Here is a 25875-nt window from a genome sequence, read left to right as displayed (position 1 = left end):
CTTCAGCTGGTCTGGCGGAACAGTTCGCGGCCGATCAGCATGCGCCGGATCTCCGACGTGCCCGCGCCGATCTCGTAGAGCTTGGCGTCGCGCCACAGCCGGCCCGCCGGGTACTCGTTGATGTAGCCGTTGCCGCCCAGCGCCTGGATCGCCTCACCGGCCAGCCATGTGGCCTTCTCGGCGGCGTAGAGGATCACGCCGGCCGCATCCTGGCGGGTGATCTTGCCGGCGTCGGCCGCCTTCGCCACCGCGTACACATAGGCGCGGCAGGCGTTGTAGGCAACGTACATGTCGGCGATCTTGCCCTGCATCAGCTGGAAGTTGCCGATCGCCTCGCCGAACTGGTGGCGCTCGTGCACATACGGCAGCACCGTATCCAGGCCCGCGGCCATCAGGCCCAGCGGACCGCCCGCCAGCACCAGGCGCTCGTAATCGAGGCCGGACATCAGCACCTTGACCCCGCCGCCGACCTCGCCGAGCACGTTCTCGACCGGCACTTCGCAATCCTCGAACACCAGCTCGCAGGTATCCGACGAACGCATGCCCAGCTTGTCGAGCTTCTGCGCAGTCGAGAAACCCTTGAAGCCCTTCTCAATGATGAAGGTGGTGATGCCCTTCGGGCCGGCGTCGGGATCGGTCTTGGCGTAGACCACCAGCACGTCGGCGGTCGGTCCGTTGGTGATCCACATCTTGTTGCCGTTGAGCACGTAACGATCGCCGCGCAGTTCGGCGCGCAGCTTCATGCCCACCACGTCCGAACCTGCGCCCGGCTCGCTCATCGCCAGCGCGCCCACGTGCTCGCCGCTGCAGAGCTTCGGCAGGTAGTGCTGCTTCTGCGCCTCGCTGGCGTTCTTGCGCAGCTGGTTGAGGCAGAGGTTCGAGTGCGCGCCGTAGGACAGGCCGATGCCGCCCGAGGCGCGCGAGATCTCTTCCATCGCGACCACGTGGGCCAGATAGCCGAGGCCCGTGCCCCCGTACTGCTCCTCGACGGTGATGCCCAGCAGGCCCTGCGCGCCGAGCTTGGTCCACAGCGCGTGCGGGAACTGGTTGTCTTCGTCGGCACGCGTGGCGAGAGGCGCGATCTCCTGCGCGGCGAAGTCCTGCACAGACTCGCGGATCATCTCGATCTCTTCGCCGAGTTGGAAATCGATGGACGGAATACGCATGCTGGACTCCAGGTTCCCGGGGACGACGACCCGCATGGCAGCACGCCTGCGCGGTGGTCCTGATGGCACAGGCTAGCGGGTTCCGGGCAAGAATTGAACTAATATTCAAGAATTGAACCGAGGATCACGTTTTGAGCTACCGGCGTTCAGACCTGATGGAAGAGCGGATGACCCGCAACCGCGAGCGGATCGTGCAGGCCGCGCGCACGCTGGTGTCCGTGGGCGGCTTCCGCGAGGCCCAGGTGGCGGCCGTCGCCGCCGAGGCCGGCGTATCCACCGGGCTGATCTACCGCTACTTCCCGTCCAAGACGGAACTGTTCGTCGAAGTGCTGACCGTCGCCATCGACGCCGAGATCGTGATCCTGCGCGGTGCAGCCGCTGCCCACACCGATGCCCGCGACCAGCTGGGCGCCGCCATCGAAGCCTTCGTGCGCCGCGCCCTCGCCGGCCCTGCCCTGGCCTACGCCTTCATCGCCGAGCCCGTGGACCCGGAAGTGGACGCCGAACGTATCCGCGGCCGCCGTCGCTTCGGCGAAGTCTTCCGCGACATCCTGCTGGCCGGCATCGAACGCAAGGAATTTCCCGCCCAGGACGCCGACGTCACTGCTGCGTGCATCGTCGGCGCGTTCACCGAAGCGCTGGTCGGGCCGGTGGCGCCGATCCTCAGAGAGAAGACGGCGGGACCGGCGCAGCTGGTGGAATCGATTCGGGAGGTGTGTTTGCGGGCGGCGGGCTCGGTGGGCTGAGCCTTCCCGCTGGCACCGAACGGTCCGGTCGTTGACGCGCTTCACGACGCACCGCTGAAATCCTCCGCAAGCGCCTTGACCTCCGGTACGGCTTCACGCTGCCAGACGGCTTCAAGGCGCCGAGCCATGCCTGTCACCCATCATTGCGCGCCCGCTGGCCCGCGGATTGAAACCGGGCGTACCGTTGCCTGCGTTTACGCAGCGCGACGCGGACCCGCGAACCCGACATCGGGCGTTACGCCCATAGCACCGGCTTGGCGACCATTAGATAGAAAACCACCAGCATCGCGACGAAGGCGGGATAGCCAAGTGCTTCCCACCAGCGGGCGTAGCGCCAGTACGCGGCAGGAAGTTCGCTCCGATCACGCCTGGATGCCGCGGCCATGGCGGCCATGCGCAGCTGCAGCCAGACCACAGGCAACCAGAAGGCGCCGGTCACGACGAACAGAATGATCGACAGCATCAGCCACGGCGTCGTCAGGGGCCAGCCTGCCCAATGCACCAGGTACAGCCCACTGGCGGGCTGGATCAACACCGCGGGCGTGGTGAACCACCAGTCAGCGCGGACCACCAGCCGGGAGACGACGGCCTGCGCATCCAGGCTGCCGCTGCGGTTGGCGAAGAACATGTAGAACGCGGTGCCGAACCCGGTACCAACGAGCACGACGCTCGAGAGCACGTGGATCCACTTGATGACGAGGTAGGTCGTCATGTCGATCTCCTGATCAGAATCCACAGCGCTGCGGCGATTGGCAGGTTCTTCGTCAGCGGGCCGAGCGGATGCAGCCACAGCGATGGATCCAGCACGCTGGCCACGACGGTCATCACGAGCATCAGGCCCAGCGCGATCGAAAAGACGCGGCGTGATGGCCAGCGTGCCATCGCGATGCCGATCACGAGGTCTGCGCCCGCGCCCGCAATGATCAGAAAGCTGACGAATTGCGGATCCTCGATGCCGGCCGCCATCAGCAGCGCGGTGCTCTGTCCATTGAATTCCAGAACGCTGGCGGCTGCGGTGGCCAACCACACGAAGACCACGCTCAGGCGCAACAGAGTCAAGTCGGACTTGCTCATGACACGCGTGAGCCAGTGTCCACGGGCAGATGCACATCCCCGGCGTCCACCGCGCCGTCAACCACATCGGTGACCATGCCCCACCTCGCGAACTCAGGTGCGAACGCCTCGAGCTGCAGCAGGCCTGCGGCCGTATGCGCGCCCGAGGGAATGTCTGCGCCCGATGCGAGTTGTCTTGCCAGCAGAATCGCCGCCATGCAGGGGATCTCGGGGCCATGATCGTGGTCGGCGGCGATGTGCCAGGCACGCTGCGCAGTGCGCCCGCCGGCACTCAGGCCTTCGATGCGCACCACCATGCCGCCGAGTCGCGTGCCCAGCGGATCCGCCAGGACACTGACGCGATCCAGCAGCCCCGCCAGCCGCTCCGGTCGCTTCAGCAAACCCTTGGCACGCAGAGCAGCCAGCGCAGCGAAGACGTGCTGCGTCGCGGTCACTTCGAGCGCGGCGCGGAACATCACGCGGTCGCGCACGTCATAGCGCACGGGAAAAAGTTCCAGGTCCGGAATGTCGCACAGCGCGCCGACCCGCGGCTTCAGCCGTTGGAACGTCACGCGTTCGGGTGCTGCCCAGCCGAGTCCCTGGGTCCAGCCTCCGTCTTGCCAGACATCGATCGGCTTGCCGCAGTAACTCAGCACCGCCGCCAGCGTCGCCTTGCCGCGTGGCGCGGTCTGAGCAGGCGCGATGCAGATGTCGATCGCATGCAGGCGCTGCCAGCCGGCAGACAGGTGCTCGACCACGGCTGACGACAAGGCGGGCACGGTGCTTGCCCCGCTGATGCCCACGCGCCCAGCCTGCTGGAATTCGTGCTGCAGCGCGGACGGAAAGTCGCAGACGAATCGGCGTCCATCGGCGAGGTCGATGTAGTGCGCACCAGCGCGGGCCGCAGCCTCCGCCACCGCATACGATTGCGCCTGGAATGGGCCTGCGGTGTGGATCACCAGTCCGATGCCGTGCGCGGCCAGCGCCTGCACGAAGTCGGGCGCCGCGCAATCGATCGCGAGGCTACTGGCAGAGTCGCCAAGCGCGTCGGCGAGATGGCGCGCCCGCGCGCCGTCGCGCCCTGCGACGACCAGATCGATTGCAGCATCGGCCGCGAGCGCCCGGCAGATGCGGGCACCGAAGTTGCCGTAACCGCCGAGGACGAGCACCTTCATTGTGATCAGAGATCCTTGCATTGCCGCGGTCAGTATCGCCGATGCAGGCGCGCCGATGCGTCTCGAATCGGATGACGTTTGCGCGGCCAGGGACGCAACGCACCTTGCCTGCACTGCGCGATTCCATGATGCGAGACGGACTACGCGCCGTGGCACGACTTGGCCCGAGCATGAGCAGCGGCGCGCCTCCTAGCTCAGAGCGGTGGGCGCGGCCTTTTCCATTCGAGCGTGGCCGAAACTTGCTATCGTCGATTTCTCTTGGATGGCGGCGAATGGTGCGCTGTGAGCCTGAAGTTGAACCTTCGATGGCGGGTGCCATGCACTGCACTCGCATTGCTCCTGCTCACGGGTCTGTCCGCATGCGCAGGCTCGATATCGAGCCCTGTCTATTCGCAGTCAATGGTGGAGCCGATCAGCGTCCAGAGACTTTCCGATGGCGAGATCGCACTCCGCTACCGGGTGCGGCCCGAAAGCCTCTATTACTCTGGCGGCGTCGACTTTGAGCGCGTCGGCGATGCGCTTCGTGTGGTCATCACGAAATGTGCGGTGGGTGCCACATGCGCGCCGATGGCGAAGTCGGTCATCGCGCTGGATAACAGCTGGCAGGCCGAGGTGCACCTTCCCTACAACGGCGCACGCGTGATCGTCGCGCATACCGACGGTGAAACGCAGGTCTATCCCTGACGCCTGACTTCGCAGTCGGGCCGCAGTTGCAGATCTTGTGTTTGTGAGCATGAGCGAAAAGGTTTCGCCGGCCCCAGCTCTACTGCACGTATCGCCCTGCCGCATCGTCATATGCGAAAACGCCTGCATCGGCTGGGCCAAGCGGTCTGACCTCGCCCGGACCTGACACCGTTTCGCCCGAAAATGCAACGCGCAACCGCGGCAGCCCGCCATCTGGACTTGGCTCGAAGGTCAGTGTGCCCACGCTTCTCGCACACGTCAGGACGGCGCCGTCGCCACATGCGGCATCGTTGTCGCTCCCGGCCGGTAGGGTGCCAGCGTAGGTCCACGTGCGAAACGGCTGGTTTTCCACGCCCTCTGGATTGAAGACGAACATGGCATAGGCGGCGTACGCCACGCCTCGATCGAACCCCCGCGTTGGAATCGCGAGCACAAGCCGCCCGTCTGGAGTCGTATGAGATGTCGCTTGCCTCGACGCGTCGATCGTCTCCGCCTGGTTGCGCAGGCCGAATTCACCGACGTAGCCATCCCTGGAGATGGTGGTCCAGGTGGCGGGGTCGCCACCCAGCACCATCGTCACCTGGCCGATCGCCACGTGGCCGGGTTCCATCGTGCTGCTGCTTTCCTCGGTTCCTTCGGCTTCGGCTGTCAACGAGGTAAAGCCGGTGAAATAAGGCTGCCCATCCAGTTCGAATGCGTGCCCGAACCAATAGGTCGCCATCGCGCCGTCATCGGCGGTCGCACGGGTGCCGTCTCCGCTCTCCAGCGCATAGAGCGATCGCAGAATCTCAGCGCCGGATGGCGGCTCCGGCGAGGCCGCAGCGATCGGCACTGCCGGATCCGGTACGGCAAGCGCATCCGACGGATCCGCAGCCTGCGCATCATCACGCGGGCCGCAGGCAGCCACCGACAGAAGGGCTACTGCAATCGCCAACATCTTCATGTGCTCCATCATGGTTTCCATCCGTCCTATTGCGGCAAGGGCGCCGCGCCGACGCCGGCGGGAGACATCACCACTTCAAAGAACTCTGCCTTCTCGGCATTCGGGACCCGGTCCGAGGACACATTCCTGGAGATCGGCGGTTTTTTACGAGTGGTTGGCATGAGGTCGATTACCGACGCCTCATGCCACCAAGGTGAGCACGGGCTCTGCCCCGTCCGGCGTTTCACGCACGCGATAACGCGACACCTGATCTACCAATGCATCGGCTTCGTGCTCGAGGCTGCGCGCACTCGCCATCGCTTCTTCGACCAGCGCCGCGTTCTGCTGCGTCGCTTCATCCATCGCGTTGATCGCGCCTTTGACCAGGTCGATCCCCGAACTCTGTTCGGCGGCCGCGACGGCAATGTCGGCCATCAACCGGTTGACCTGTCGAATACTTTCGACTGTTCGCGCAATGGTGGCGCCCGCATCGGCCGCGATCTTTGCGCCCGCATCGACATTCCTGCCCGACTCGGAGATCAGGCCCCGGATGTTCTTCGACGCCTCTGCGCAGCGTTGGGCAAGGGCGCGGATCTCGGTCGCCACGACTGCGAAGCCGCGTCCGTCCTCACCGGCACGCGCCGCCTCGACGGCCGCGTTGAGCGACAGGATGTTGGTCTGGAAGGCGATGCCTTCGATGACCGACGTGATCTCGGCAATCTGGGCGGCGCTGTGTTGGATCTCGCGCATCGTGCCAACCACCTGGCTCACCAGCTGATTGCCCTCTTCCGCCACTTGGGTCGCGTTCTGCGCCAGAGCTGTGCTCTGCCTGGCGTTCTCCGCCGTGGCGCGAACCGTTGCCGCGATTTCTTCCATCGAGGACGCCGTCTCCTCCAGCGATGACGCCTGACTTTCGGTGCGCAGCGACAGGTTCTCGTTGCCCCCCGCGATCTCGGTAGCCGCGGCATGCACTTCCGACGAAGCGGCCGACACATGGCGCACCATGCGTCCCATCGATTCGACCAGCGCATTGACGCCGCCGCACAGCTCGGCGATCGCGCCACTCCGGCCTGTCAGTGAGACGCGCCTGCGCAGATCGCCGTTGCCTGCATCCGCCACCACCGCGCCGACCTCGGCGACGGCCGTTGCAAGATCGCGCTCGCGCATGACTTCTTCGGTGATGTTGGTCGCGTACTTCACCACCTTCCACAGGCGCCCGTCGCCATCGAAGATCGGGTTGTAGGACGCCTGGATCCAGATCTCGCCGCCGTCCTTGCCCACGCGCCGGTAGCGCCCCGCATCGAAGTTGCCTGCCGCCAGGTTGGCCCAGAACGCACGGTAGACCTCCCCGCGCGGCTCTTCGGGATGCAGGAACATCGAGTGGTGCTTGCCCTGGATCTCCGCAAGCGTGTAGCCAGTGGTGGCCGAGAAGTTCTCGTTCGCCCAGAGCACACGGGCCTGCAGGTCGAATTCGATCACCGCCTGTACCTTGGAGATGGCGGCGATCTGCCCTGCAAAATCAGCCGCCTCGCGCATCTTGGCGGTGATATCGGTCGCGAACTTGACGATCCTGCAGGGCACCCCGGCGGCATCGAGCACGGGGTTGTAGGACGCCTCGATCCAGACCGGCTCGCCGGTGCTGGAAATCCGGCGGAAGCGCCCGGTCTGGAGTTCGCCGCTGCGGAGCGCCTGCCAGAACTGCGCGTACTCGCGCGAATTCGCGTATCCGCCTTCGACGAAGATCCGGTGATGCTTGCCCTGGATCTGTTCGAGGCTGTAGCCCACCGCCGCGAGAAAATTTGCATTGGCGGTGCGTATGGTGCCGTCGAGATCGAACTCGATGATGGCCTGGGCCCGATCGATGGCGGCAATGAGGCTCCGAGCTTCTGCCAAGGCGAGATCTGCACGGGCAGTTCGGGCTGTGGTGCCCCTGCCGGCGAACAACCTCGCAATGTTGTTGAGTCTCATGCGTCTCCGTGTGCGCCAGCACTCGATGTAAAGGGGTCCCTTGTTTCCACTATCGACCGGGTTGTGCATTCCTTGATGCCAAGCGCTGACGCATCCCGGTGCCGGATCGAGGCTTCCGCCGCATTCCCAGCTCAAGGGCCGGTCTTGTTCGAGGCCTCGTGCGAACCTGCGGATGGAACTCTGCAAACTCATTAGGTTCGCGATCGATATCACCGCCAACAAGTGCGATACGGTCGCCGCCCCGCCCGGCTTTGGCTCGCATTGCGCCGACGCTTCACGAAGAACACTGTTGCCTGCCGCATCACACGCACATGCACTGCGGAGATTCCGCTTGCCGCTATTCGGCGAACGCGACCCGATTCCTGCCCGACTGCTTTGCAAGATAGAGCTGCGCGTCGGCGCGCCTGATCAGTGCGGCCGCGTCGGGATCGGACGCATGTGCAAGCGCCACGCCGATGCTGACGGTGACGCGTCCGACAACGTCGAAATGCGTCGCGGCGATGCCGTCGCAGATCTTCTGGGCCAGCACCTGCGGGCCCTGCTCGCCCTCACTGTGCGGGACCACGACCGCGAACTCCTCACCGCCGTAGCGCGCCACGAAGTCCGTGGCGCGGGTCAGGCGCCGTAGCAGCTGTGCCAGTCGCACGAGCACCTCATCGCCGGTGGCATGCCCATGGGTGTCGTTGATGGATTTGAAGTGGTCTGCGTCGATCAACAACAAGGCGAAACCCTGTTGCGTGCGCTTGAGAAGCAGAGTGCACTCGACCAGCTTCTCGTCCAGACGGCCGCGGTTATGCACACCGGTGAGTGCGTCGTGCGTGGCGAGTTGCAGCAGTTCGGCATTGGCCTGTGTGAGCGCTGCGGTGCGTTGGGCAACGGTGGCTTCCAGCAAGGCGTTCGCATCTTCCAGTTCCCGCTCCTTGCCCAGCAGGGAGTCGGTCATGGTCTGCATGGACTGGCTCAGCTGGGCGATTTCCAGCACCGGCTGGTGCTGCGGGAACGACACGCCGGTGTGATGGATCTGGACCTGCTGGGCCGCGCGCGCCAGTTGCTCGATCGGCCGGCTGAGATTGCGCGCTAGGTAATACGCCACGGCGGTAAACAGACACGCGCCAAGGGCACCCAACGCCAGCAACTTGTAGAGCAGCACGCGCGCCGGCTGCAGGGCGCTCGCCAATGGCTGGCGCACCGCGATGTACCACGACAGGTCCGTGTCGGGAGGCGGCGGCACCAGTGCGAAGCTACTCAGATAATCATCATCCACCGACCAGCCCGGCCGGCTGTCGGCGTGCACCGGCAAGCGGGTCTGCTGCTGACCGGCAAGCCGCTCGGGATACAGAATCCGTCCGTCCTCATTGACGATGAGCACCTCGATGTCAGGGCTCGATCCGGATCGCACGACCGCAGATTCCACAATGCCGGTCACCCAGTTCCAGTGCGCATGCGCGCCCAGCACGCCGATGACCCGACCGTCGCCATCGACGATCGGCGCGGCGAAATCGATGAACCGCAAGGGTTCGCCGCCGGCATTGGCTGGCAGCATCTTGGCCAGCAACACGGCTTCATGCGGATCCGCCGTATAGGGGCCGCGCAGTCCCGCCTGGAACCAGGGGCGGGCCTGCACCGACTGGTTCCGCAGCAGCCCCCGCGCCGCCTGACGCACACGGCCGTCGAGATCGACCACACCCATCCACGCATACTCGGCGCGCGCCTGGCTGCGCAATTCCATCGAGTGCAGGATGTCGGGATCATCCAGCTCGCCCCGAACAAGATGGGACTCACGACTGAGCAGATGGATGTCCTGCTGACGTTCCCGCAACTGCAGGCCCAGCAGCGCCGCGGTGGATCTGGCAGCGTCGGACAGCGCGTTGCCGCTCGCTTGCCGGACCTGTTCGGTGGCGATATGGCCGACATAGGCACCCACGATCAGCAGCGTGAGCAGCGACAGTCCGCCGAACCACAAGGTCAGATGGCTGCGAAGGCTGGCTTTGAACATGGGACGCGACTGAAGGATTGGACTGTCGCCATGCTATGCGCAATGCATCCGCTGCGACGCATCGAGCCCGTGCGACCTGTACGCCGGCCGGCGCTGCGCGGACTCGCTCAGCTCAAACGCTTGAAGTGAAATTGGTTTGGCTGGTGTTGCTGCTGCGCCCTCACAACAACAATCGCAATGTGCCTGGCCCCTGTCAGCAGGTGGGCAGTATTGGGAAACCTGGCGTGGCTGATCAGGCGGCCGAGATCGGGAGATAGAGCGACAGTGCGGGTGACGATGTGCACCGAAAGCCGTAGCTGGCATACAAGCGCGCCGCAGCTTCGTCCTTGGCATCTACGATCAGCACCGAACGCCGAAAGTCTGCCGAGTCGGCAAGGCGATGTTCACCGCATGTCCGATCAGCAACTGGCTATATCCCGCCCTTGCACATCCGTACTGACAGCCAGACGCATCATTCGGATCGCGGGAACGGAATAACCGGGAAGCCGCGCGCGATCGAAGGCGCGTCCAGCGAAGCCGGGGGCTGCGCGATCAGCGTGTAGCCGTATTCGATAGCGCCGTAGCCTTGCGGGTCGAGCAGTTCCTTGTTGCCGAATACGCCATCGAACTCGAGCAGCCAGTGGCTGAAACCCGGATCGGCTTGCACCTGGCCCGAGCACACTTCGTTGGTCACTGCATTCCGGGCGATCAGCGCCTTCGCGCGCCGTCGGCCTATAGGCCCACGCGAGCGTCCGCAGACTCCGTCTTGGGCCTTGGACCGGCGTCATGTCTGGGGACAGCCTCGCCGCGGCGCGGGCTCAATGCCCCACCGCGACGGGGATCGTCAGGAAGCGGTGACGCTGACGGTCCAGGTCACGCCGAATCGATCCGTGAGCATGCCGAAGCCTGCGCTCCACGCCGAGGCGGCGAGTGGCTCCACGACCGTCGCATCGACGGCCAGCGCGTTCCAGTGGCGCTGTAGTTCGTCGAGGTCGTCGGCGCTGATCGAGACGAAGAGCGCCTGGTCAGTGATCGTGACGCCGTTCTCTCGACGGGTCGAACCGCCGGAGGCGATGCCGCCCGCGGTCTGACCAGGGATGTCGTAGCCCATCACACGGAAACCGTTCTCTGCGGCGACGAGACCGAACACCACCTTGTCGGCGCCGGGTACGTGGGCCGGCATGCCGAAGTCTGCGTAGGTCTTGATGACCAGATGGCCGCCGAAGACGGACTGGTAGAACGCCAGCGCCTGGCGCGCGTTGCCACGGAAATTGAGGTGCGTAGTGGTTTGGATGGACATCGTTGCTCCTTGGATGACGTCTGAAATCGGCCTGGGCGGCGCGATGCAATCAGTCTCCCAGCCGTATAGGTCTGGTTCTGTCCTGGACCCGCGCTACAGTGAACACCCATGACGACGACGGAACGACTGCTCAAGGTGTTGTCGCTGCTGCAGACCCGCCGCGACTGGCCCGGGTCGCAGCTGGCGTCTCGCCTCGACGTCAGTGAGCGCACGGTGCGCCGGGACATCGACCGTCTGCGCGCCATGGGTTACCGCATCCACGCCACCATGGGCCCCGAGGGCGGATACCGCCTCGACGCCGGTCATGCGTTGCCGCCGCTCCTCTTCGACGACGACCAGGCCGTGGCGGTGGCCATCGCACTGCGTGCGTCCACGAGCCTCGGCGCGGGAATCGAAGAGGCCGCCCTCCGTGCGCTCACCACCATCCGGCAGGTGATGCCGCCGCCGCTCAGGCACCGCCTCGACGCCCTGGAGATCACGGCCATCGGCCGTGCCGGTGAGGCTGCTCCCGTGACCGCGTCGCTCAACGTGCTGGTGACCCTTGCACAGGTCATCCGCGACCGTCAGACCCTGCGCTTCGACTACGCCCCCCGTGCAGGTGACAGCATCGACGACGGCGCGCCGCACCCACCGCGGCGCGTGGAACCCCACCACCTGGTCACCTCGCACGGCCGGTGGTACCTCGTCGCCTGGGATCTGGACCGTGAGGACTGGCGCCTCTTCAGAGTGGACCGCGTCCACCCACGCGTCCCCCTCGGTGCCCGGTTCATGCCGCGCACGGTGCCCGGCGACGACGTCGATGCATTCGTCTCCGCCCGGTTCAAGGGATCGGATGTCAACGCGTGGGCATGCCGAGGCACCGTCCGCCTTCATCTGCCGGCGCATGCGGTGCTTCCCTTCGTCGGCGACGGAACGGTCACCGCTATCGACGAGCACAGCTGCACGCTCGAATCGGGCGCGTGGTCCTGGGGCGCACTGGCCGCCGGCTTCGGGAGGTTCGAGGTGGCGATGGAGGTCATCGGCCCGCCCGAGCTGACAGCCGCCTTCGCGGCACTCGCGGAGCGCTATGCGCAGACCGGCAAGACAGGGCCGGTTGGAACGGACCTCCGCACCTGAACCTCAGCGCTCAGGCAATCATCGATGCGACAGCAACGCCTCGGGGAGTTCAAGGCCGAGGCTGTCAGGCTTACAGCGTCGGATCACGGGCACGAGGCTGCACGATGTCCCGGGGCGCCGGTGATCACCGGTCCAGCAGCTTCGATGCTGAAATCAGAACCGCAGCCTGTGCACCGCGCTGATCTGCCCGACCTGCCCGTCTTCGACCCCAGCTCTTCCGGCGAATGTGGGCCACTGCGCCACGGCAGCCACCACCTCCTCCAGCATCTTCTTCTCGCGCCCGCGCTTGAGCCCGGCGGCCAACGCGGCCGCCTTGAAATCCTCGAGCGTGAAGCCATCACGCTTGCCGTTGACGCGCATCTGGTGCGTGGCGGTCCAGTCGCCGCCCGGGTTGTAGCTGTAGCTGACGTCGAACGCCGGCGCCAATGACCACTGGCCCTGCTTGTCCATCAGGAACGCGATGTTCTTGACGTGGTCGTCCTGGTTGCGCGCCACCACGTTGAACAGCATGCGGCGGAACTGCTGCTCGATGGCCACCATGGGCAGGCCCAGTTGCCGGATGACGAGGAACGCCTGTTCGTAGGAATACGCGCCGGGCAGGTTGTAGTCGAAATGCGCCAGTGCGCCGAGCGACTGCATGTGCAGCTTGCTGCCGTCGTCGAGGCGATCGAAGCGGCGCGTCATGAAATGGCGGCGTCCGCCCTCCTCCAGTAGACGGCATTCGCTCATGTCGATGCCGGCCGCCCGCGCCATGAGCGCATAGGCGTATTCGATGGCGCCGTAGCCCTGTGGATCGAGCAGTTCCTTGTCCTTGTTGCCCGCCACGCCGTCGAACTTGAGCAGCCAGTGGCTGAAGCCCGGATCGGCCTGCACCTGGCCCGAACGCACTTCATGGGTCTCTGCATTCCAGGCGATCAGCGCTTTGGCGCGCGCGCCGCCGGCCGAGGTGCCCACGCGCAGGATGTCCTGCATGGCCTTCTGCCGCGCCGGGCGTTCAAGGCTGGCGTCGAGACCTTCGCGATGGGTGAGGATGTCGGAGGCCAGCCCGACCAGCGCCGCGACATCGAGCGTGTCGGAGCGGCTGGCCTTGGGCCCCTGCACCGGCTTGAACTCCAGCGCGCCCATGCCGCGCGCGCCGGTGTAGCAGAGACGTTCGACGGCGTTGAAGCTCTGCGGCGTGCGGCCCTGCATCGCCAGCCACTGGTCGATCAGCGCATTGCCGAAGCGATCCGGCAGGGAGTCGGCCAGCAGGCCGGGCAAGCCGTGGAACGTGGGCTGCGCGAGTTCCGGGAAGGTGTAGATGCGCGGCTGCAGCGGCATGTGCAGCGGCGAAAGCTCGATGCCGCTACCGAGGAACTCCGGCACGTATTCGAACGCGGCCGTCGTCGCGCCTGCCTGCACCGAGACGGCGCCGATCGTGCGGCCCCACAGCTGGACTTCGGCGATCGTCATGCCTCCCAGCTCCAGCCCTTGCCCGGCTTCGCCTTCGGTGCCGGCGCGTCCTTGCTTGCCCCCGATGCGCGCTGGCGTGTGCGGCGCTGCTGGCGCAGCTGGGCCACGGGGCTGTCGACCGGTTCGGGTACCAGTTGCGCAAGCCGGCCTTCCAGCCCGAGCACGCCGCAGACCCGCAGGAACGTGGACAGTTGCGTGGCCGTCGCCCCAGCTTCCAGGCGTTCGACCGTCCGCTTGGACACGCCTGCCTGCTCGGCCAGCTCCGCCTGGGTGAGGTTGCGCGCCACGCGCAGGGCCGCCAGCTGGCTGCCCAGCTGTGCGAGCGACGGGACGTGATGTCGGCCGGGAGTGTTCATATGTCGTCGAATATGACGACTAAACGCACTAAAGTCAAACAAATCGTCATTAAAGGCGATTTATATGGACTCTTGCTGATCCCAGAAGTCCGCATGCAAGTCGGCATCCAGCTCAGCAAGCACCGCGTCCAACGTGCCCGCTTACGCAGCGGATCGTAACGACGCCATCCACACGCCAGGCCCAAACGCGCTGGACGGATCGGCGAAGGTCGCCACTGCCTGGCTTGAAGTGCACCTGGAGATGCAGCGGGAGTCACCAACTGGGGGATCGGACGGAGTCGATAAGAACCGGATCCCGAACGGGGATGCCACGGCCGATTCCGGCGAGCATCGTGCCTGCACGTTTCCCCAGACTGTCTGCATCCACAGCACAGGAGTAGCAGGCATGACAAGACAGACGCTCGCCGGCAAGACGGCGATCATTACCGGCGCGAGTTCGGGCATCGGCCGTAGCGCGGCGTTGCTTTTCGCGCGCGAGGGCGCGCGACTGGTCGTCGGCGCCCGCAGCGCGGATGCGCTTGCGGAGCTGGTCGACGAGATCGAGCGCGCTGGGGGCGTGGCGATCGCCTGTCCCGGCGACGTGCGCGAGTCGTCCCACAACGACGCCCTGGTCGACACCACGCTGACACGCTTCGGCCGCCTCGATATCGCATTCAACAACGCCGGGGGCACCGGCACGATGGCCCCGACCGTCGACATGGAGGTGGCAGACTGGCGCGACGCCATCGACACCAACCTGACCGCGATGTTCCTCGGCGCACGGCGGCAGATGGCGGCGATGTTCGAAGCCGGCCGCGGCTCGATCGTCTTCACGTCCAGCTTCGTCGGCCACACCGTCGGCCTGCCTGGCATGGCCGCCTACGCTGCGGCCAAGGCCGGCGTGATCGGCCTGACTCAGGTACTCGCCGCCGAGGGCGGCTCGCGGGGCGTACGTGTCAATGCATTGTTGCCCGGCGGCACGGACACGCCCGGTGCTCACGATTTCACCGTGGACCCCGAATCGCGGGCGTTCGTGGAGGGCATGCACGCCCTCAAGCGCATCGCCGACCCGGCCGAGATCGCCGAAGCCGCCCTGTTCCTCGCCTCCGATGCCTCAAGCTTCGTCACCGGCAGTGCAATGCGAGTGGACGGCGGAGTGTCGATCAACCGGACCTGAGAATCGGCTTCCCTACCGGGCCACTGCCGACCCAGCCGGCCCCACCCTTTGCCCTCGCGGTGTTGGGGCTGCACGGAGCAATCGCATTGCTCAGGTTGCCGCGTTGTTACAACGCCAAACTTCATTGACGCTCCTGATGAGCTTGATTGTCCAAGGGCGTGATGTCATTACGATGCGTCCGCTCCCGGCCAAAAGCCGACATCGGTTACCTGATCGATAGTCGCGGTAATGCGGCCGCTCCAGTAGGAACTAGCCCAACTCCACAATTATCAGTGGGATGCCGGGCACACGTTCTTGCGCCCACATCAGAAGCACTTCGTCCAGCATGTCCTGATCCTCATCCCTTCCCATTGCCTCTGGATGCTTGAAGATCGTCAGTGTTTGTTTGGATGCGCAGTCTCGATCCTTGCAGTTGAAGCTGATCAGGGCTGCTCTGACCACCCGGCCTTCTGCGTCGGCAATCACAGCCCCTTTTTCACGGCAACTATGCTGGCGGCAGCCAATGCTCAATACATAGCCGCCATCCATGCGCCAGGAGCGATGCGCTCTACGGTCGGGACCATCGGGAATGCCCAACGCAGTCCAGATCTGTCTGCTGAGCAGATCGTGTCCTGTGATGTAGTTGCCACCGTGGGTACCAGTGAAAGCACTGAGCGCTTCGGCCTGAAACCCAAAGTCGCGACTGCTCACTTCCTCCCCGTGCGCGATATTAGATTTGTCTGACCGCTCATGGAACAGGATCCATGCCGAGCGTAGGCACGGTTTGGAAGCGCTGTCTGTGGAGACGAACACGCTCGAGTACTCACCGATGCGCCGGTCTTCCTGGTTGTATCCGATGCTCTCGATACCAGCAGGGATCGGAGCCGCTGGCACTGTGGCATCCAGACCCAGTGCAGCCCTCGCGTCATCGAACTGCGCACATGTTGACCGATCCGCCTTCTCGCCGGTGGCGAAAAAGAATTGGACACGACGAAGTCTCAGGTTCGTTCCATCGCGATCGGAGGCAACGGTGTAATGAACGTTCTGCAAGCCAATGGGGTTGGGCTTGGCATCTACCTCGTAGTACGCCAAGGGGATGTGCGCGACAGTACCCTTGAGTTCGGACTCGGGTAGATGCGCAACGCGATACATCAACTGCGGCTGAGTCTCCGCTGTGCTGTTCGAGATCTCGTTGAGTAGATCCGCGAAGGCTTGATTGCTTTGGATGCCAGCCTCCGGAATGTCATCGGCAGCGACGGCATTCACGCCAGTGAAAATTCCAACGGTGGCGATAAATACTGCGGCCCGAATTCGGTGTATGCGACGGTCCGTACGCCTTGCCATGACACAGCTCACCTTCTCATGCGTGGCGTTGTGCAGCCGGACCACACAACATGACAATCCGAACCGCAGTCCTTGATGGCGGCTCTGACAGCTTGGTCCACAGAGCTCGGACGGATTGCCCAGTTACTGCTACCAGGCCCAGACAAAACTGCTACGCAGCCTGGCTCTAGGGCAGGTGTGTCAGTGATCGAAGCTTGGCCCGAGCTAGGCTCCTGCGCAGAAATCAATACGGGGAATGCTGCCAAGACCGCAGCAATAACGCAGGGCATCAGAAGTCTTTGCCGACTCATCTCACCTCTCCCTGTGCTATCGAAAGTCCACGGGCGCAGTCTATCGCCGTCGATCAGATGTTCGCTGAGCTTTGATCTTCTGCGACGGAAGTCTGAAGCCATCTGCGCGTACCAACGTGAATGACGGGGATGACGTGATGTGACCGGCGAACGGTCCGCTTCTGGCCGAAAGCAGACACTATTGCGAAGCTGGCAGATTCCGCATCGCTTCCACATGATCAACAGGCCAAGCTATGACCCTCAGCCATTACTTTGATCAGCGCCCCCGTTTGCTATCGGGTGCGCTCGCCTCCGTGCTGCTTCTGTGCTCCGCGCCCGCGAACGCGGTCCCCGGACTGCTTGACGCCTCCACTCAAACAGCACTTGCCCGCGGATTGCGGCCAACGGTGATTCCATTGGATGAGCCGTTGCCGCAGTGGTCGTTGCAGGAACGCATGCTCCACCACCGTATACCCGGCGTCGCTATTGCAGTCCTCCGCGATGGCAAGGTGGTACACAGCGCGGGCTACGGCCTTCTAGAAGCTGGGACCAATGCTGCGGTGGACGCGGACACACTTTTCTCGGTGGGTTCGGTCAGTAAGGTGGTGGCTGCGGCCACCACCTTGGGTCTGGTGGAAAACGGCACCTTAGAACTAGATCGCGACGTCAACGACTATCTTTCGTCTTGGCAGGTACCCGCGTCGACCGAAGCGGCCGATTCGGTGGTGACTCTGCGTATGTTGATGTCGCACACCAGTGGACTGAACGTGCATGGCTTCGCCGACTACCTCCCCAAGGAGGACCTGCCGACATTAGTGCAGGTCTTGGAAGGCACAGCCCCAGCCAAAAACCAAGCTGTGAGGCTGATCCGGCCGCCCGGCGAACGCGGCGACTACTCTGGCGGCGGAGTCATGGTTGAGCAGTTGGTGCTCGAGAACGCGACAGGTGAGCCGCTGGAATCCGTCGCTCGCGAACTGGTGTTCGATCCGCTGGACATGCATCGCAGTACCTTTGCCAGTCCACTGCCAGCCGGCACCCCCAACGTGGCCAAGGCGCATGATGAGAACGGTGCGACAACAGCCCTTCCACGCGGCTGGGAGTCGTTCCCCGAACAGGCTGCATCGGGCTTGTGGACCACTGGCAACGACCTGGCTGCGTTTGTCGCGGGACTGATCGACAGCTATCGCGGCGATGGCCAGTTCCTGCACAAGTCGCTCGCGGTCCAGATGATGACGGAGGTGTCGCCGAGCTGGCACGGTCTGGGCCCTCGGCTGGATGGTGCCGGTGAGAGGCGCATCTTTCATCACGGTGGTTCCAACGACAGCTACCGCGCTTGGATAGAGGGCTATTTGGAGACAGGCGATGGCTTCGTCATCCTGACCAACGGTGCGAACGGTGGTGCTTTGACCACCGAGATTCGCAACGCGCTCTCCGACTCAATCGGAGTCGGTGTCAATCCGCCGATTCGGACTATAGCGCTGGACATGCGCGCTCCTTCATATGTCGACTACACGGGCATATTCGATGCCGATCCGATGGTGCCGATGGACCACCGCCGGGCCTTAGCTGACATCTTTGATGTCGAGGCGCTCGAAGTGCGGATCGCCAACGGTCGGCTCAGTGCTGGCGTACCCGGCCGGAATCGTGTCTCGCCACTACAGCCGGTGGCACCGAACCGCTTCGTATTGCCGGATCTCGATGCGCTCCAGGTCGAGTTTCATCGCAACGCGCTCGGCGAGGTCAGTTCCCTGAGTGTCGAGCACGGTGCAGCAAAGATGCGCTACAGACGGCGTCAACCCAGTGGGCCGTGATTTTCATCTTGCGGATGGCGCCTGTCAGGGCTCTACTTTTGCCAGGCATCTGATGTTCCAAGGATTGCAGAGCATGCCGATGCCAAGCCTGAGCTAATCGCCTCCGGCGATGTCGCGACGGCAGCTTTCGGCCAGAAGCAGACGTCGAAAGAGTAAGGCCTCCCACCACAGCAAGTCAGTCGTTTGAGATAACGATCTCTAGTTGCGAAGCCGAATTCTGAAGATTGATCACGCAATGCCCCACACAATTCAAGGTGGGTAGCGTGAGTCGGAACTGGAGCCGCGGCGCGTGTGACCGCCGCGGCGCCTGCCGGTTCAGAACCGGTTCTCGTCCGGGTTTACGGCCGTGCAGTTGCCTTCGAACGTCTCCGGCCCGCGCATGGTCATGAAGCCGCTGCGGCGGTTGATGTCGATCGTCGGCACGTTCATGCCGTTGAGGCGGAACGAGGCCTGGATGCGATCGGGTGACACATTGAGATCGCGCAGCGGATACCAGCCGCCGCCACTCCCGCTCGAGTGCAGCGGCGGCACCATGTTGCGCGGCGGACGTATGCGGCCCTCGCCGCCGTGGATCTCGACCTGCATGGTCGCCTGCGACTGTTCCTGGCTGTACTGCATACCGGTTTTGTCGACGTACTTGTGCTGCTTGTCGTCCCACTCGTAGCTGTAGGTGCTGTGGCCGGCCAGATGTTCGCCCATGCCGACGCAGATCAGATCGAAATCGGCGCGGTCGGCCTGCGCGGGCATCTGCGCAGCGACCTGCGCCGAGAGGGAGAGCATTGCGACCGCAATGCCAAGGGTCAAAAGATGTAGCGTCTGTTGCGTTCTCATCCGGGATCTCCTTGTCTATGGACACTCTGAAGAAACAACGCACCGCACATCCCCGCACGGGGCAGTGGATGTCATACGCCTGTCGCGGGACCGATGCGTGAAGAGCGTCCTGCCGCCACTCAAAGTGCGGGAGGATCCGCATTCAGCAGCTGGAGCGCTGGCCCCGTGCTGTCCGCGAGCAGATGCAGATCAGTCAAAAGCAGCACCACACCCGGCTGCAGGAGGGGCAACACCTGCGCCGTGAACTGGGGCGGCAATCCGACGCGCTTCATGTCCGCCGCCAACACCAGCTCGCCCGCCTCACGCTCCTGGCCGGGGATCCCGATCCGCCGCCAGGTCGGCATGGACCCGGGCGCGATGCTCGCCACCTGGTAGGCATGGGTGCCGGCTGGCGGAGCGCCCTCGAGGAAGTTGACCCGTGCACGACCGATTTCGATGCCATTACGCAGGACGACCAACCGCCGGTCGATCGTGCTCAAGACCAGCGAGAGCGGGCCCTGCGGCGATTTCTCCGGCTCCCATCGATATTGTGCCTCCGGTCCGAGGAGCAGCGCCCCACTCGGCGCACCAGTGGAGGGATCAATCGGACTGGCCACGAGCGGATGCACCAGGTCAGCGGGTGACGTCGCGTCCTTTGCGATAACCACCACCATGCCGAAGTGGCTGGCGTCGAAGAGCAGGCGTGCGAATTCCGTGGGCAAATGGACGCAACCGTGCGATTCGGGATAGCCGGGCAATCCGCCCGCATGCAGCGCCACGCCATCCCACGTCAGGCGCTCCTGATAGGGCATGGGCGCGTTGTTGTAGGTACTGGAGTGATGATCCTTGTCCTTCTGCAGGACCGTGAAAACCCCGGTAGGTGTCGCGTGTCCGGGTTTGCCACTACTGATCGAGGACACGGCGATGAGCAGCCCGTTGCGGTAGACGTAGGCGCGCTGCTCGGTGAGGCTGACGATCACCGCCATCGGCCCCATGTCCTTCGCGTCGCCACCCCACACCCACTCGCCCGGTTGCAATGCGGAAGGCGGCGTGCCTGCCGGGCTGGACGTTTGCGCGCCCCAATGCGGCGCCGCTGACGCGGCGCAGGACAACAGCAGCACAAACAGCAGACAAGGCAAGGTCCGGAACATCGCGTACTCCTTTCGCAGGTGAGCCCACTTCCGTCGGGCGCGCGGTCCTTCCCTTGGCAAGACGAACGCCGCCCCTCTGCACTCTACCTGCGCCCTGCACAACTTGCCCAAGCTGCGTGCTTAAATGCAGCCGGGATTTCCGCGGGAAAGGAAAGTGCATCCGCCAAGCGCGCCTGATCGGCCTGACTTTCCTTTCTACGCCGGTCGGCCGGTGGCATTGACGGGGCGACAATGGCTGCTCGTTCTCGGCAGTCTGGTTGTTGCGGTCTGGGTGCTCATGGTGCCTTGGGGCGAAGCACGCACCCCGGCGACGATTGGGATGCCGGCGGTGCTCTTCTGCGTGATGCCGCTAGGCGCTCTTGCGTTTGTGGCTGGCCGCGGCTGGACAGCGCTGTTCCACCGCGTCCGGAGCCGCGACGTACTGCTGATGCTGGCGATCGCGGCGTTGAATCTCGTCGTCACCCTGCTGATGGCGCTGGTGTTCACGAGCACACATCACGCCGCAGCCAATCCGTTGTTCGACTCTCTGACGACCGCGGGCGTGTTCGAACGTATCCTGACGTTCGCGCTCATGGTGCCGCAACTGCTGGGCGAGGAGCTACTCACGGTCCTGCCGTTTCTCGCCCTGCTCTGGTGGCTGCACACCTACGCAGAGTGCACGCGTCGCGTGTCGGTCGCCTGGGCCTGGTTGCTGTCGGCCATCCCGTTCGCTCTGGTGCATCTGCCCACTTACGATTGGAACCTGATGCAGTGCCTGCTCGTCATCGGCACCGCGCGTCTGGTGCTGACGCTCGCTTACGTGATCTCCGGAAACCTATGGGTATCTACCGGTGCGCATGTCCTCAACGACTGGAGCCTGTTTGGATTCGCGCTGATCGGAGGGCCCGTCGCGCAATGAAGGCGACGCCACACCGCAGCCCGGCGACAGGCGAGTTCCCGCTCGCGCCAAGAGTTTCCCTGCGTGGCACAAGTCTGCGCTTGGCGGCTTGGCTCCTGCTCGGGCTGCTGGCTTGGGGGCCGTCGCAAGCTGCCATGCCAGGCATCGTGTCCCCTGCCGACCCGTCGCCTGCGCAACCGGACGACGCGGCGCAGGCACGGGCGGATATCGCGATCGATGTCGCCGACATCCCCGCGCTCGCAGACGTGGACCAGCGGCTCGCGTCGCGCGTAAAGACCTCGGCCTTCGAAAGCAGTGCCCAGACAACGGCCGCAACATTTGCGCGACGCTTGGCGACCATCGAGGCTGCGGTCGAGGATCCGTTCTGGCGCTTCACGTCGACCGAAATGCGGACGCTTCCGATCCCGCGGCTCGAAAGCCTTTCGCGCCACTGGATCTTCCAGACTCACCGGCTAGCCCAGTGGCAGGAGGACCTCCGACGCGCCACCAGTCATCAGGCAGGTGATGCGGCGGGTCTCGCAGCACGGCGCGCGGCATGGGAAGCAACCGCGTCCGGTGCGACAGAGTTGCCTTTGGCGCTGCGTGAGCGCGTGGACGAATTGATCGCGGACCTGACGTCCGCCGAAGCCGCGCTGTCGGATCCGCTGGCGCGGCTGATCGCACTCGGCCGGCGCGGCAATGCGGTGGACGCAAGCATCCAGAGCGCGCAAAGGCGGGTCGCCGATGCGGTCGCCGCCTACGACGTCCGCCTGACGCGCATCGACGCGCCGCCGCTGTGGCGTCTGGACGCCGCGAGCGTGACGCCCACTGCCGGCACCGGCGATGTGATCCGCAGTGGCCTGGAGATCGAATCCCGCTTCGCCACCGAGTACACCCAGGGCGACGCGATCAGAGGTCTGCGCGCATTGCAGACGCTGCTGGTCTGCTCGCTGCCGCTGTTGCTGTGGCTGGCATGGCGCAGCCGCGCGCCGATCCGCGCCGGACAGGTCAGCCGCACCGAGGCAGCCGTGTTGTCGCGTCCGCTCTCGTGCTGGCTGCTGCTGGTGGTGATCGGTGTGTTCGCGTTCCAGCCCGACGCGCCGATGCTGACCCATCAGCTCGCATTGCTGGCCGCGGTGGTGCCGGTCCTGCGCCTGCTGCCTGCGTCGCGTCGACGCCTGCTGGGCATGGCGCCGTACGTCGCCAGCGCGCTGTTCCTGCTGCTGCGACTGGGCTTCGTGCTCCTGTCCAGCGCCGCCGCCTACCGCCTCTACATCCTGGCGCTGACCCTGCTCGGCCTGGCCGCGGCCGGCTGGCTGCTGTGGCGCGCGCGCCGGCATGACCATGCGGCCCATACCGGCCGCCTCGGCCAGGCGCTGCGGGTAGCGGTGCACGTGGGCGCAATGCTGCTGGCGGTTGCGCTGGTCGCCAACGCGCTCGGCAATGTGTCGCTGGCCGAAACCCTGACTGGCGGCGTCATCGACAGCCTGTATTTCGCGCTGCTGCTGGCTGCGGGGCTGACCGTCGTCGCCACCTGGATCCAGTTGCTGCTCAAGCGGCCGGGCGTCTCGCGCTTCCGGCTCGCGCGTGACCACGCCGGACCGGCCGTGCAGATGCTGCTCAACCTGATGGCGGTCGCCGCGGTAGTCGGCTGGATTGTCTACGCGCTCGACCGCTTCCGCGTGCTGGCGCCGGTGCATGCCTCGCTGTCGGCGCTGCTGGGCTACAGCTGGGCACTCGGCGACCTGCGGCTGAGCCTGGGCCATGTGCTGCTGTTCGTGCTGACGGTGGTCATCGCGTTCTGGCTGGCGAAGACCGTACGGCTGGTGCTCGACGGTGAGGTGCTGTCGCGGATGTCGCTGCCGCACGGCGTCGCCAACAGTGTGGCGTCGCTGAGCTACTACACGGTGCTGATGCTGGGCCTGGTGGGCGCGCTGTCGGCGGCCGGCTTCAAGGCCAGCCAGCTGACCTTCGTGCTCGGTGCACTGGGCGTCGGTGTCGGCCTTGGGCTGCAGAACGTGGTCAACAACTTCGTCTCCGGCCTGGTGCTGATCTTCGAGCGGCCGTTCCAGCCGGGCGATGTGGTCGAGGTGGGCGGCACCACCGGTCGCGTGGTCGACATCGGCATGCGGGCAACGCGCGTGTCGACCTTCGACGGTGCCAACGTGGTGGTGCCCAATGGTCAGCTGATCTCGCAGCAGCTGGTCAACTGGACCCTGCGGGACCGCAGCCGGCGGCTGGAAGTGCGCGTCGGCGTGGCCTACGGCAGCGCACCGGCCGAAGTGGAGGCAGTGCTGGCGGAGGTCGCCGCCGCCACCCCCGGCGTCGCGACCACGCCGGCGCCGGTGGTGCTGTTCGACGGGCTGGGCAGTGTGGCGATGGAATTCGTCGTGCGCGCCTGGACCCACGAGTACGAGGACGCTGGCGCGATTCGCAGCGCCCTTGTCGCCCGCCTGTACGACGCCCTGCTCGCGCGTGGCATCGGTCTGGCGCACGGCGCGGCGACTGTCTATCCGCCCCCGCCGCCGGCGCCCGCAGGCATCTGACCGCAGCGCCGCGTCAGCGGCAGTTGGACGCGTCCACCGCTCGGATCGATTCGACGCGGCCGTTGCCGGTCGCCACGTGCACGCACTCGCGTGAGCGCGCGTTCCACCAAGTCACGACCGAGCGACCATCGCGCTGCTGCGCATCGCGATCGACAAAGCCGCGGGCCTGCAGTTCGGTCTCCGCGCCGGCCGCACGCGCACCGACCAGATCGTCCAGCCGACCCGTGCCCGAGCCGCCAGTGCTGCCCGACTGCCACGGCACCTGCGCGGAGCGTTCGCGCATGCCCGCGCCGTAGCCGTCGCTGTAGGCGCCACTGTCGGCGTCGGCGCGGTAGCCGTGCAGCGCGTCGCGATAGCCACGTTCGTAATCGGCCTCGTGACGCGGATCGTCGGCGTGGTCGCCGTCGTCGTGGTGGTGCGAGCGGTGGGCGAGCGCGGCGATGCCCAGGATCGCCGCGGCCGCCACGGCGGCCTTGGCGCCGTCGCTCATGCCGTCCCGGCCACCGCCATCCTGCTGCCCGCAGTCGGGCGCCGGCGCGGTCACCGCCGACGCCACGCGCCCGCGATCGCTGCGCACCATCACGCAGCGCCGGTCGCGCGCGTTCCACCAGCTGCCGTAATCACCCGAGCCCGATTGCCGCACATATCCGCGCGCGCCCAGCGTGCGCGAGGCGGACCGGTCGTCGAGGCCCTGCAGATCGCCGAGCCCCGGCGCGGGATCCTGGCCGAACACCAGCGGCGTTGCGAACAGGGCGGACAGCGAAAGCGTGGCAGCGGCCAAAGCGCTGCGGCGGATGACGCACATGAGGCACCTCCGGTTGTGCCGGCCGGACTGGCAGGCCTTTTCCGCAGACTGCGCCTTGCTTACGACGGCTGCAAGACAGGGGAGAGCCATGGACCAAGGACCGCCCCTGGCAGGAAACAGACATCAGGCAGCGCAGTCCGAAGCTTTCGATTGGAGTGAAATCCGGACTCGCTGCCGCATGCTCGCGAGACGGGCGCGAGGCCGAGGCTCCGCCAGCGCGCATTGCAGCACCGTCACACAAATGTAATATCGGCTGCGGGACCTGGAGAAACACAGACATGGAGGGCCGCGATGATCGCGAGCCAGTCGAAAAGCACGCGCCTGTACGGACAGCTCAGACGTGCATTGCAGTGCGGACGTTTCGTACCCGGCCAGCGCCTTGAACCGGCCGCCCTGGCGGACGAATTCGACGCCAGTCTCACCCCGGTGCGGGCCGCGCTGCATCGCCTGCACGGCGAATGCCTCGTCAATGACAAAGGGCGCGACGGGTTCTACATGCCCTTGCCGACCGAGGCCGCACTGCGCGGCCATTACGAGTGCATGGAACTGCTGTTGCTCAATGCCTGCGACAAGGGCGCATCGCCCAACGGCCGCAGGCACGCCGTGCCCGAGCCGCCCGAGGGCACTGCCAAGGCGACCTGGCAACTGTTCGACACCATTGCGCGCCGTACGCCTTTGCGGGACCTGCAGCACATCGTGCAACTTGCCAATGACCGGCTCGCGCCCATCCGGATGGCCAAGCAGGCGATCGTGCGCGATGCGCACGCAGAACTTGCCGAACTGGCCAGCGCCTGGGAGCGCGCGGACATCGCACGTCTGAAGTCCGCGTTGCGTGCCTACCACGCGCGCCGCCGCCAGCTGGTACCGGCCATCGTGGAGCTGTTGAACGACGCACACGACGCCTTGCACTGAGCGCCCCGCCGGACTTGAACGTGGATGCGCGCAACGTGCATCACAGTTCCAGGGAATACCGGAAATACACAACAGAAATTATTTGAGAACACACATCTCGCGCTTCAAGACTGACTCCGTCATGGGACGTCCATGACACCACCTAAGGAGACAGCGATGAACACGAACGAAAACACCCGTGAAGGCACGGCGGAAGATGTGATCGTGCTGGGTATCGCCAGCGTCGAGACCAAGGGCATCGACCTTGGCTTCGAGCCGGTCGGCCGGACCCCGATGGCGGGGATCTCTGAAGAGTGAGCAAT

At 65.3% G+C, this 25875-nt stretch carries 24 protein-coding genes; 9 read left to right on the top strand and 15 right to left on the bottom strand.

All coding sequences use genetic code 11. From position 1 onward, the window contains the following. Positions 1 to 2 precede the first annotated feature (2 nt). Complete coding sequence (locus J2W68_RS10105) at positions 3 to 1166, bottom strand: isovaleryl-CoA dehydrogenase (RefSeq protein ID WP_310235325.1); 1164 nt, start codon at positions 1164 to 1166, stop codon at positions 3 to 5. A gap of 131 nt (positions 1167 to 1297) precedes the next feature. On the opposite strand from J2W68_RS10105, the gene J2W68_RS10100 reads away from it, so the two are divergent. Beyond that, positions 1298 to 1912 (top strand): TetR/AcrR family transcriptional regulator, encoded by a 615-nt coding sequence (locus tag J2W68_RS10100; RefSeq protein ID WP_310235323.1) that lies wholly within the window; start codon positions 1298 to 1300, stop codon positions 1910 to 1912. 235 nt (positions 1913 to 2147) lie between these two features. On the opposite strand, the gene J2W68_RS10095 is transcribed toward J2W68_RS10100, so the two are convergent. The 3 genes from J2W68_RS10095 to J2W68_RS10085 are packed head-to-tail and all read right to left on the bottom strand — an operon-like array spanning position 2148 to position 4140. Continuing rightward, the gene (locus J2W68_RS10095; RefSeq protein ID WP_310149695.1) at positions 2148 to 2624 is read right to left on the bottom strand and encodes a DUF2269 family protein; all 477 of its coding nucleotides are present in this window, start codon (positions 2622 to 2624) and stop codon (positions 2148 to 2150) included. Next, complete coding sequence (locus tag J2W68_RS10090) at positions 2621 to 2986, bottom strand: DoxX-like family protein (protein WP_310235321.1); 366 nt, start codon at positions 2984 to 2986, stop codon at positions 2621 to 2623. The genes J2W68_RS10095 and J2W68_RS10090 overlap by 4 nt, the downstream gene beginning before the upstream one ends. Continuing rightward, positions 2983 to 4140 (bottom strand): saccharopine dehydrogenase family protein, encoded by a 1158-nt coding sequence (locus tag J2W68_RS10085; protein ID WP_310235319.1) that lies wholly within the window; start codon positions 4138 to 4140, stop codon positions 2983 to 2985. Before J2W68_RS10085 ends, J2W68_RS10090 begins: the two co-directional genes overlap by 4 nt. 399 nt (positions 4141 to 4539) lie before the next feature. Here J2W68_RS10085 and J2W68_RS10080 point away from each other — a divergent pair, with 399 nt between their 5' ends. Beyond that, positions 4540 to 4824 carry a hypothetical protein gene (locus J2W68_RS10080; protein WP_310235316.1) on the top strand — a complete coding sequence of 95 codons (285 nt, stop codon included), beginning with the start codon at positions 4540 to 4542 and terminating at the stop codon, positions 4822 to 4824. A 79-nt stretch (positions 4825 to 4903) separates the two neighbouring features. Here the strand turns inward: J2W68_RS10080 and J2W68_RS10075 are convergent, their stop codons facing one another. The 5 genes from J2W68_RS10075 to J2W68_RS10055 all read right to left on the bottom strand — a co-directional run bounded on the left by J2W68_RS10075 (position 4904) and on the right by J2W68_RS10055 (position 10989). Then, entirely contained in the window at positions 4904 to 5788 is an 885-nt protein-coding gene (locus J2W68_RS10075; RefSeq protein WP_310235314.1) for a hypothetical protein, read from the bottom strand. 159 nt (positions 5789 to 5947) lie between these two features. After that, positions 5948 to 7783, bottom strand: a complete 1836-nt coding sequence (locus tag J2W68_RS10070) for a methyl-accepting chemotaxis protein (RefSeq protein WP_310235311.1) — start codon at positions 7781 to 7783, stop codon at positions 5948 to 5950. Between the two features lie 268 nt (positions 7784 to 8051). Next, a complete protein-coding gene (locus J2W68_RS10065; RefSeq protein ID WP_310235308.1) occupies positions 8052 to 9710 on the bottom strand; it encodes a sensor domain-containing diguanylate cyclase in 1659 nt (552 codons plus the stop codon). A gap of 451 nt (positions 9711 to 10161) precedes the next feature. After that, complete coding sequence (locus J2W68_RS10060) at positions 10162 to 10383, bottom strand: hypothetical protein (protein WP_310235305.1); 222 nt, start codon at positions 10381 to 10383, stop codon at positions 10162 to 10164. A gap of 150 nt (positions 10384 to 10533) precedes the next feature. Further along, positions 10534 to 10989, bottom strand: coding sequence for a VOC family protein (locus J2W68_RS10055; protein ID WP_310235303.1), 456 nt, complete (start codon positions 10987 to 10989; stop codon positions 10534 to 10536). Between the two features lie 108 nt (positions 10990 to 11097). Between J2W68_RS10055 and J2W68_RS10050 the strand changes: the two genes are divergently transcribed. Then, positions 11098 to 12105 carry a helix-turn-helix transcriptional regulator gene (locus tag J2W68_RS10050; protein WP_310235302.1) on the top strand — a complete coding sequence of 336 codons (1008 nt, stop codon included), beginning with the start codon at positions 11098 to 11100 and terminating at the stop codon, positions 12103 to 12105. Positions 12106 to 12258: 153 nt separating this feature from the next. On the opposite strand, the gene J2W68_RS10045 is transcribed toward J2W68_RS10050, so the two are convergent. Together J2W68_RS10045 and J2W68_RS10040 are read right to left on the bottom strand one after the other, a co-directional pair. Then, positions 12259 to 13557, bottom strand: coding sequence for a type II toxin-antitoxin system HipA family toxin (locus J2W68_RS10045; protein WP_310235299.1), 1299 nt, complete (start codon positions 13555 to 13557; stop codon positions 12259 to 12261). Next, positions 13554 to 13913 carry a helix-turn-helix transcriptional regulator gene (locus tag J2W68_RS10040; protein WP_310235296.1) on the bottom strand — a complete coding sequence of 120 codons (360 nt, stop codon included), beginning with the start codon at positions 13911 to 13913 and terminating at the stop codon, positions 13554 to 13556. The genes J2W68_RS10045 and J2W68_RS10040 overlap by 4 nt, the downstream gene beginning before the upstream one ends. 133 nt (positions 13914 to 14046) lie before the next feature. Between J2W68_RS10040 and J2W68_RS10035 the strand changes: the two genes are divergently transcribed. Then, on the top strand, positions 14047 to 15069 hold the full coding sequence (locus tag J2W68_RS10035; protein ID WP_310235293.1) for an SDR family oxidoreductase: 1023 nt from the start codon (positions 14047 to 14049) through the stop codon (positions 15067 to 15069). 249 nt (positions 15070 to 15318) lie between these two features. Here J2W68_RS10035 and J2W68_RS10030 read toward each other — a convergent pair whose 3' ends face one another. Then, the gene (locus tag J2W68_RS10030; protein WP_310235291.1) at positions 15319 to 16314 is read right to left on the bottom strand and encodes a hypothetical protein; all 996 of its coding nucleotides are present in this window, start codon (positions 16312 to 16314) and stop codon (positions 15319 to 15321) included. A 754-nt stretch (positions 16315 to 17068) separates the two neighbouring features. On the opposite strand from J2W68_RS10030, the gene J2W68_RS10025 reads away from it, so the two are divergent. Further along, entirely contained in the window at positions 17069 to 18472 is a 1404-nt protein-coding gene (locus J2W68_RS10025; RefSeq protein WP_430539711.1) for a serine hydrolase domain-containing protein, read from the top strand. A 315-nt stretch (positions 18473 to 18787) separates the two neighbouring features. On the opposite strand, the gene J2W68_RS10020 is transcribed toward J2W68_RS10025, so the two are convergent. Then, positions 18788 to 19303, bottom strand: coding sequence for a hypothetical protein (locus J2W68_RS10020; RefSeq protein WP_310235285.1), 516 nt, complete (start codon positions 19301 to 19303; stop codon positions 18788 to 18790). Between the two features lie 119 nt (positions 19304 to 19422). Then, on the bottom strand, positions 19423 to 20433 hold the full coding sequence (locus tag J2W68_RS10015) for a L,D-transpeptidase (protein ID WP_310235282.1): 1011 nt from the start codon (positions 20431 to 20433) through the stop codon (positions 19423 to 19425). A gap of 211 nt (positions 20434 to 20644) precedes the next feature. Between J2W68_RS10015 and J2W68_RS10010 the strand changes: the two genes are divergently transcribed. Then, positions 20645 to 21331 (top strand): CPBP family intramembrane glutamic endopeptidase, encoded by a 687-nt coding sequence (locus J2W68_RS10010; RefSeq protein ID WP_310235280.1) that lies wholly within the window; start codon positions 20645 to 20647, stop codon positions 21329 to 21331. A gap of 146 nt (positions 21332 to 21477) precedes the next feature. Continuing rightward, positions 21478 to 23856: a mechanosensitive ion channel family protein gene (locus J2W68_RS10005; protein WP_310235276.1), complete on the top strand. Its 2379-nt coding sequence runs from the start codon at positions 21478 to 21480 to the stop codon at positions 23854 to 23856. 13 nt (positions 23857 to 23869) lie between these two features. On the opposite strand, the gene J2W68_RS10000 is transcribed toward J2W68_RS10005, so the two are convergent. After that, positions 23870 to 24661, bottom strand: coding sequence for a hypothetical protein (locus J2W68_RS10000; RefSeq protein ID WP_310235271.1), 792 nt, complete (start codon positions 24659 to 24661; stop codon positions 23870 to 23872). A gap of 291 nt (positions 24662 to 24952) precedes the next feature. Between J2W68_RS10000 and J2W68_RS09995 the strand changes: the two genes are divergently transcribed. After that, the gene (locus tag J2W68_RS09995) at positions 24953 to 25573 is read left to right on the top strand and encodes a GntR family transcriptional regulator (protein ID WP_310235267.1); all 621 of its coding nucleotides are present in this window, start codon (positions 24953 to 24955) and stop codon (positions 25571 to 25573) included. Positions 25574 to 25729: 156 nt separating this feature from the next. After that, positions 25730 to 25870 carry a benenodin family lasso peptide gene (locus J2W68_RS09990; protein WP_310235264.1) on the top strand — a complete coding sequence of 47 codons (141 nt, stop codon included), beginning with the start codon at positions 25730 to 25732 and terminating at the stop codon, positions 25868 to 25870. Positions 25871 to 25875 lie beyond the last annotated feature (5 nt).

Origin of the sequence: Luteimonas terrae, from assembly GCF_031457535.1 — a bacterium.
In the GTDB taxonomy this organism is placed as follows: Bacteria; Pseudomonadota; Gammaproteobacteria; order Xanthomonadales; family Xanthomonadaceae; genus Luteimonas; species Luteimonas terrae_A.
Note: the sequence above shows the minus strand (reverse complement) of the source record. Positions and strands in the feature narration are given on the sequence as shown.

Bases quoted from the DNA above. Each gene is read 5' to 3' on its own strand.
- J2W68_RS10105 (WP_310235325.1), bottom strand. From the start codon at position 1,166: ATGCGTATTCCGTCCATCGATTTCCAACTCGGCGAAGAGATCGAGATG.
- J2W68_RS10095 (WP_310149695.1), bottom strand. From the start codon at position 2,624: ATGACGACCTACCTCGTCATCAAGTGGATCCACGTGCTCTCGAGCGTC.
- J2W68_RS10090 (WP_310235321.1), bottom strand. From the start codon at position 2,986: ATGAGCAAGTCCGACTTGACTCTGTTGCGCCTGAGCGTGGTCTTCGTG.
- J2W68_RS10085 (WP_310235319.1), bottom strand. From the start codon at position 4,140: ATGAAGGTGCTCGTCCTCGGCGGTTACGGCAACTTCGGTGCCCGCATC.
- J2W68_RS10080 (WP_310235316.1), top strand. From the start codon at position 4,540: ATGGTGGAGCCGATCAGCGTCCAGAGACTTTCCGATGGCGAGATCGCA.
- J2W68_RS10075 (WP_310235314.1), bottom strand. From the start codon at position 5,788: ATGGAAACCATGATGGAGCACATGAAGATGTTGGCGATTGCAGTAGCC.
- J2W68_RS10070 (WP_310235311.1), bottom strand. From the start codon at position 7,783: ATGCACAACCCGGTCGATAGTGGAAACAAGGGACCCCTTTACATCGAG.
- J2W68_RS10065 (WP_310235308.1), bottom strand. From the start codon at position 9,710: ATGTTCAAAGCCAGCCTTCGCAGCCATCTGACCTTGTGGTTCGGCGGA.
- J2W68_RS10055 (WP_310235303.1), bottom strand. From the start codon at position 10,989: ATGTCCATCCAAACCACTACGCACCTCAATTTCCGTGGCAACGCGCGC.
- J2W68_RS10050 (WP_310235302.1), top strand. From the start codon at position 11,098: ATGACGACGACGGAACGACTGCTCAAGGTGTTGTCGCTGCTGCAGACC.
- J2W68_RS10045 (WP_310235299.1), bottom strand. From the start codon at position 13,557: ATGACGATCGCCGAAGTCCAGCTGTGGGGCCGCACGATCGGCGCCGTC.
- J2W68_RS10040 (WP_310235296.1), bottom strand. From the start codon at position 13,913: ATGAACACTCCCGGCCGACATCACGTCCCGTCGCTCGCACAGCTGGGC.
- J2W68_RS10020 (WP_310235285.1), bottom strand. From the start codon at position 19,303: ATGAGAACGCAACAGACGCTACATCTTTTGACCCTTGGCATTGCGGTC.
- J2W68_RS10015 (WP_310235282.1), bottom strand. From the start codon at position 20,433: ATGTTCCGGACCTTGCCTTGTCTGCTGTTTGTGCTGCTGTTGTCCTGC.
- J2W68_RS10000 (WP_310235271.1), bottom strand. From the start codon at position 24,661: ATGTGCGTCATCCGCCGCAGCGCTTTGGCCGCTGCCACGCTTTCGCTG.
- J2W68_RS09995 (WP_310235267.1), top strand. From the start codon at position 24,953: ATGATCGCGAGCCAGTCGAAAAGCACGCGCCTGTACGGACAGCTCAGA.
- J2W68_RS09990 (WP_310235264.1), top strand. From the start codon at position 25,730: ATGAACACGAACGAAAACACCCGTGAAGGCACGGCGGAAGATGTGATC.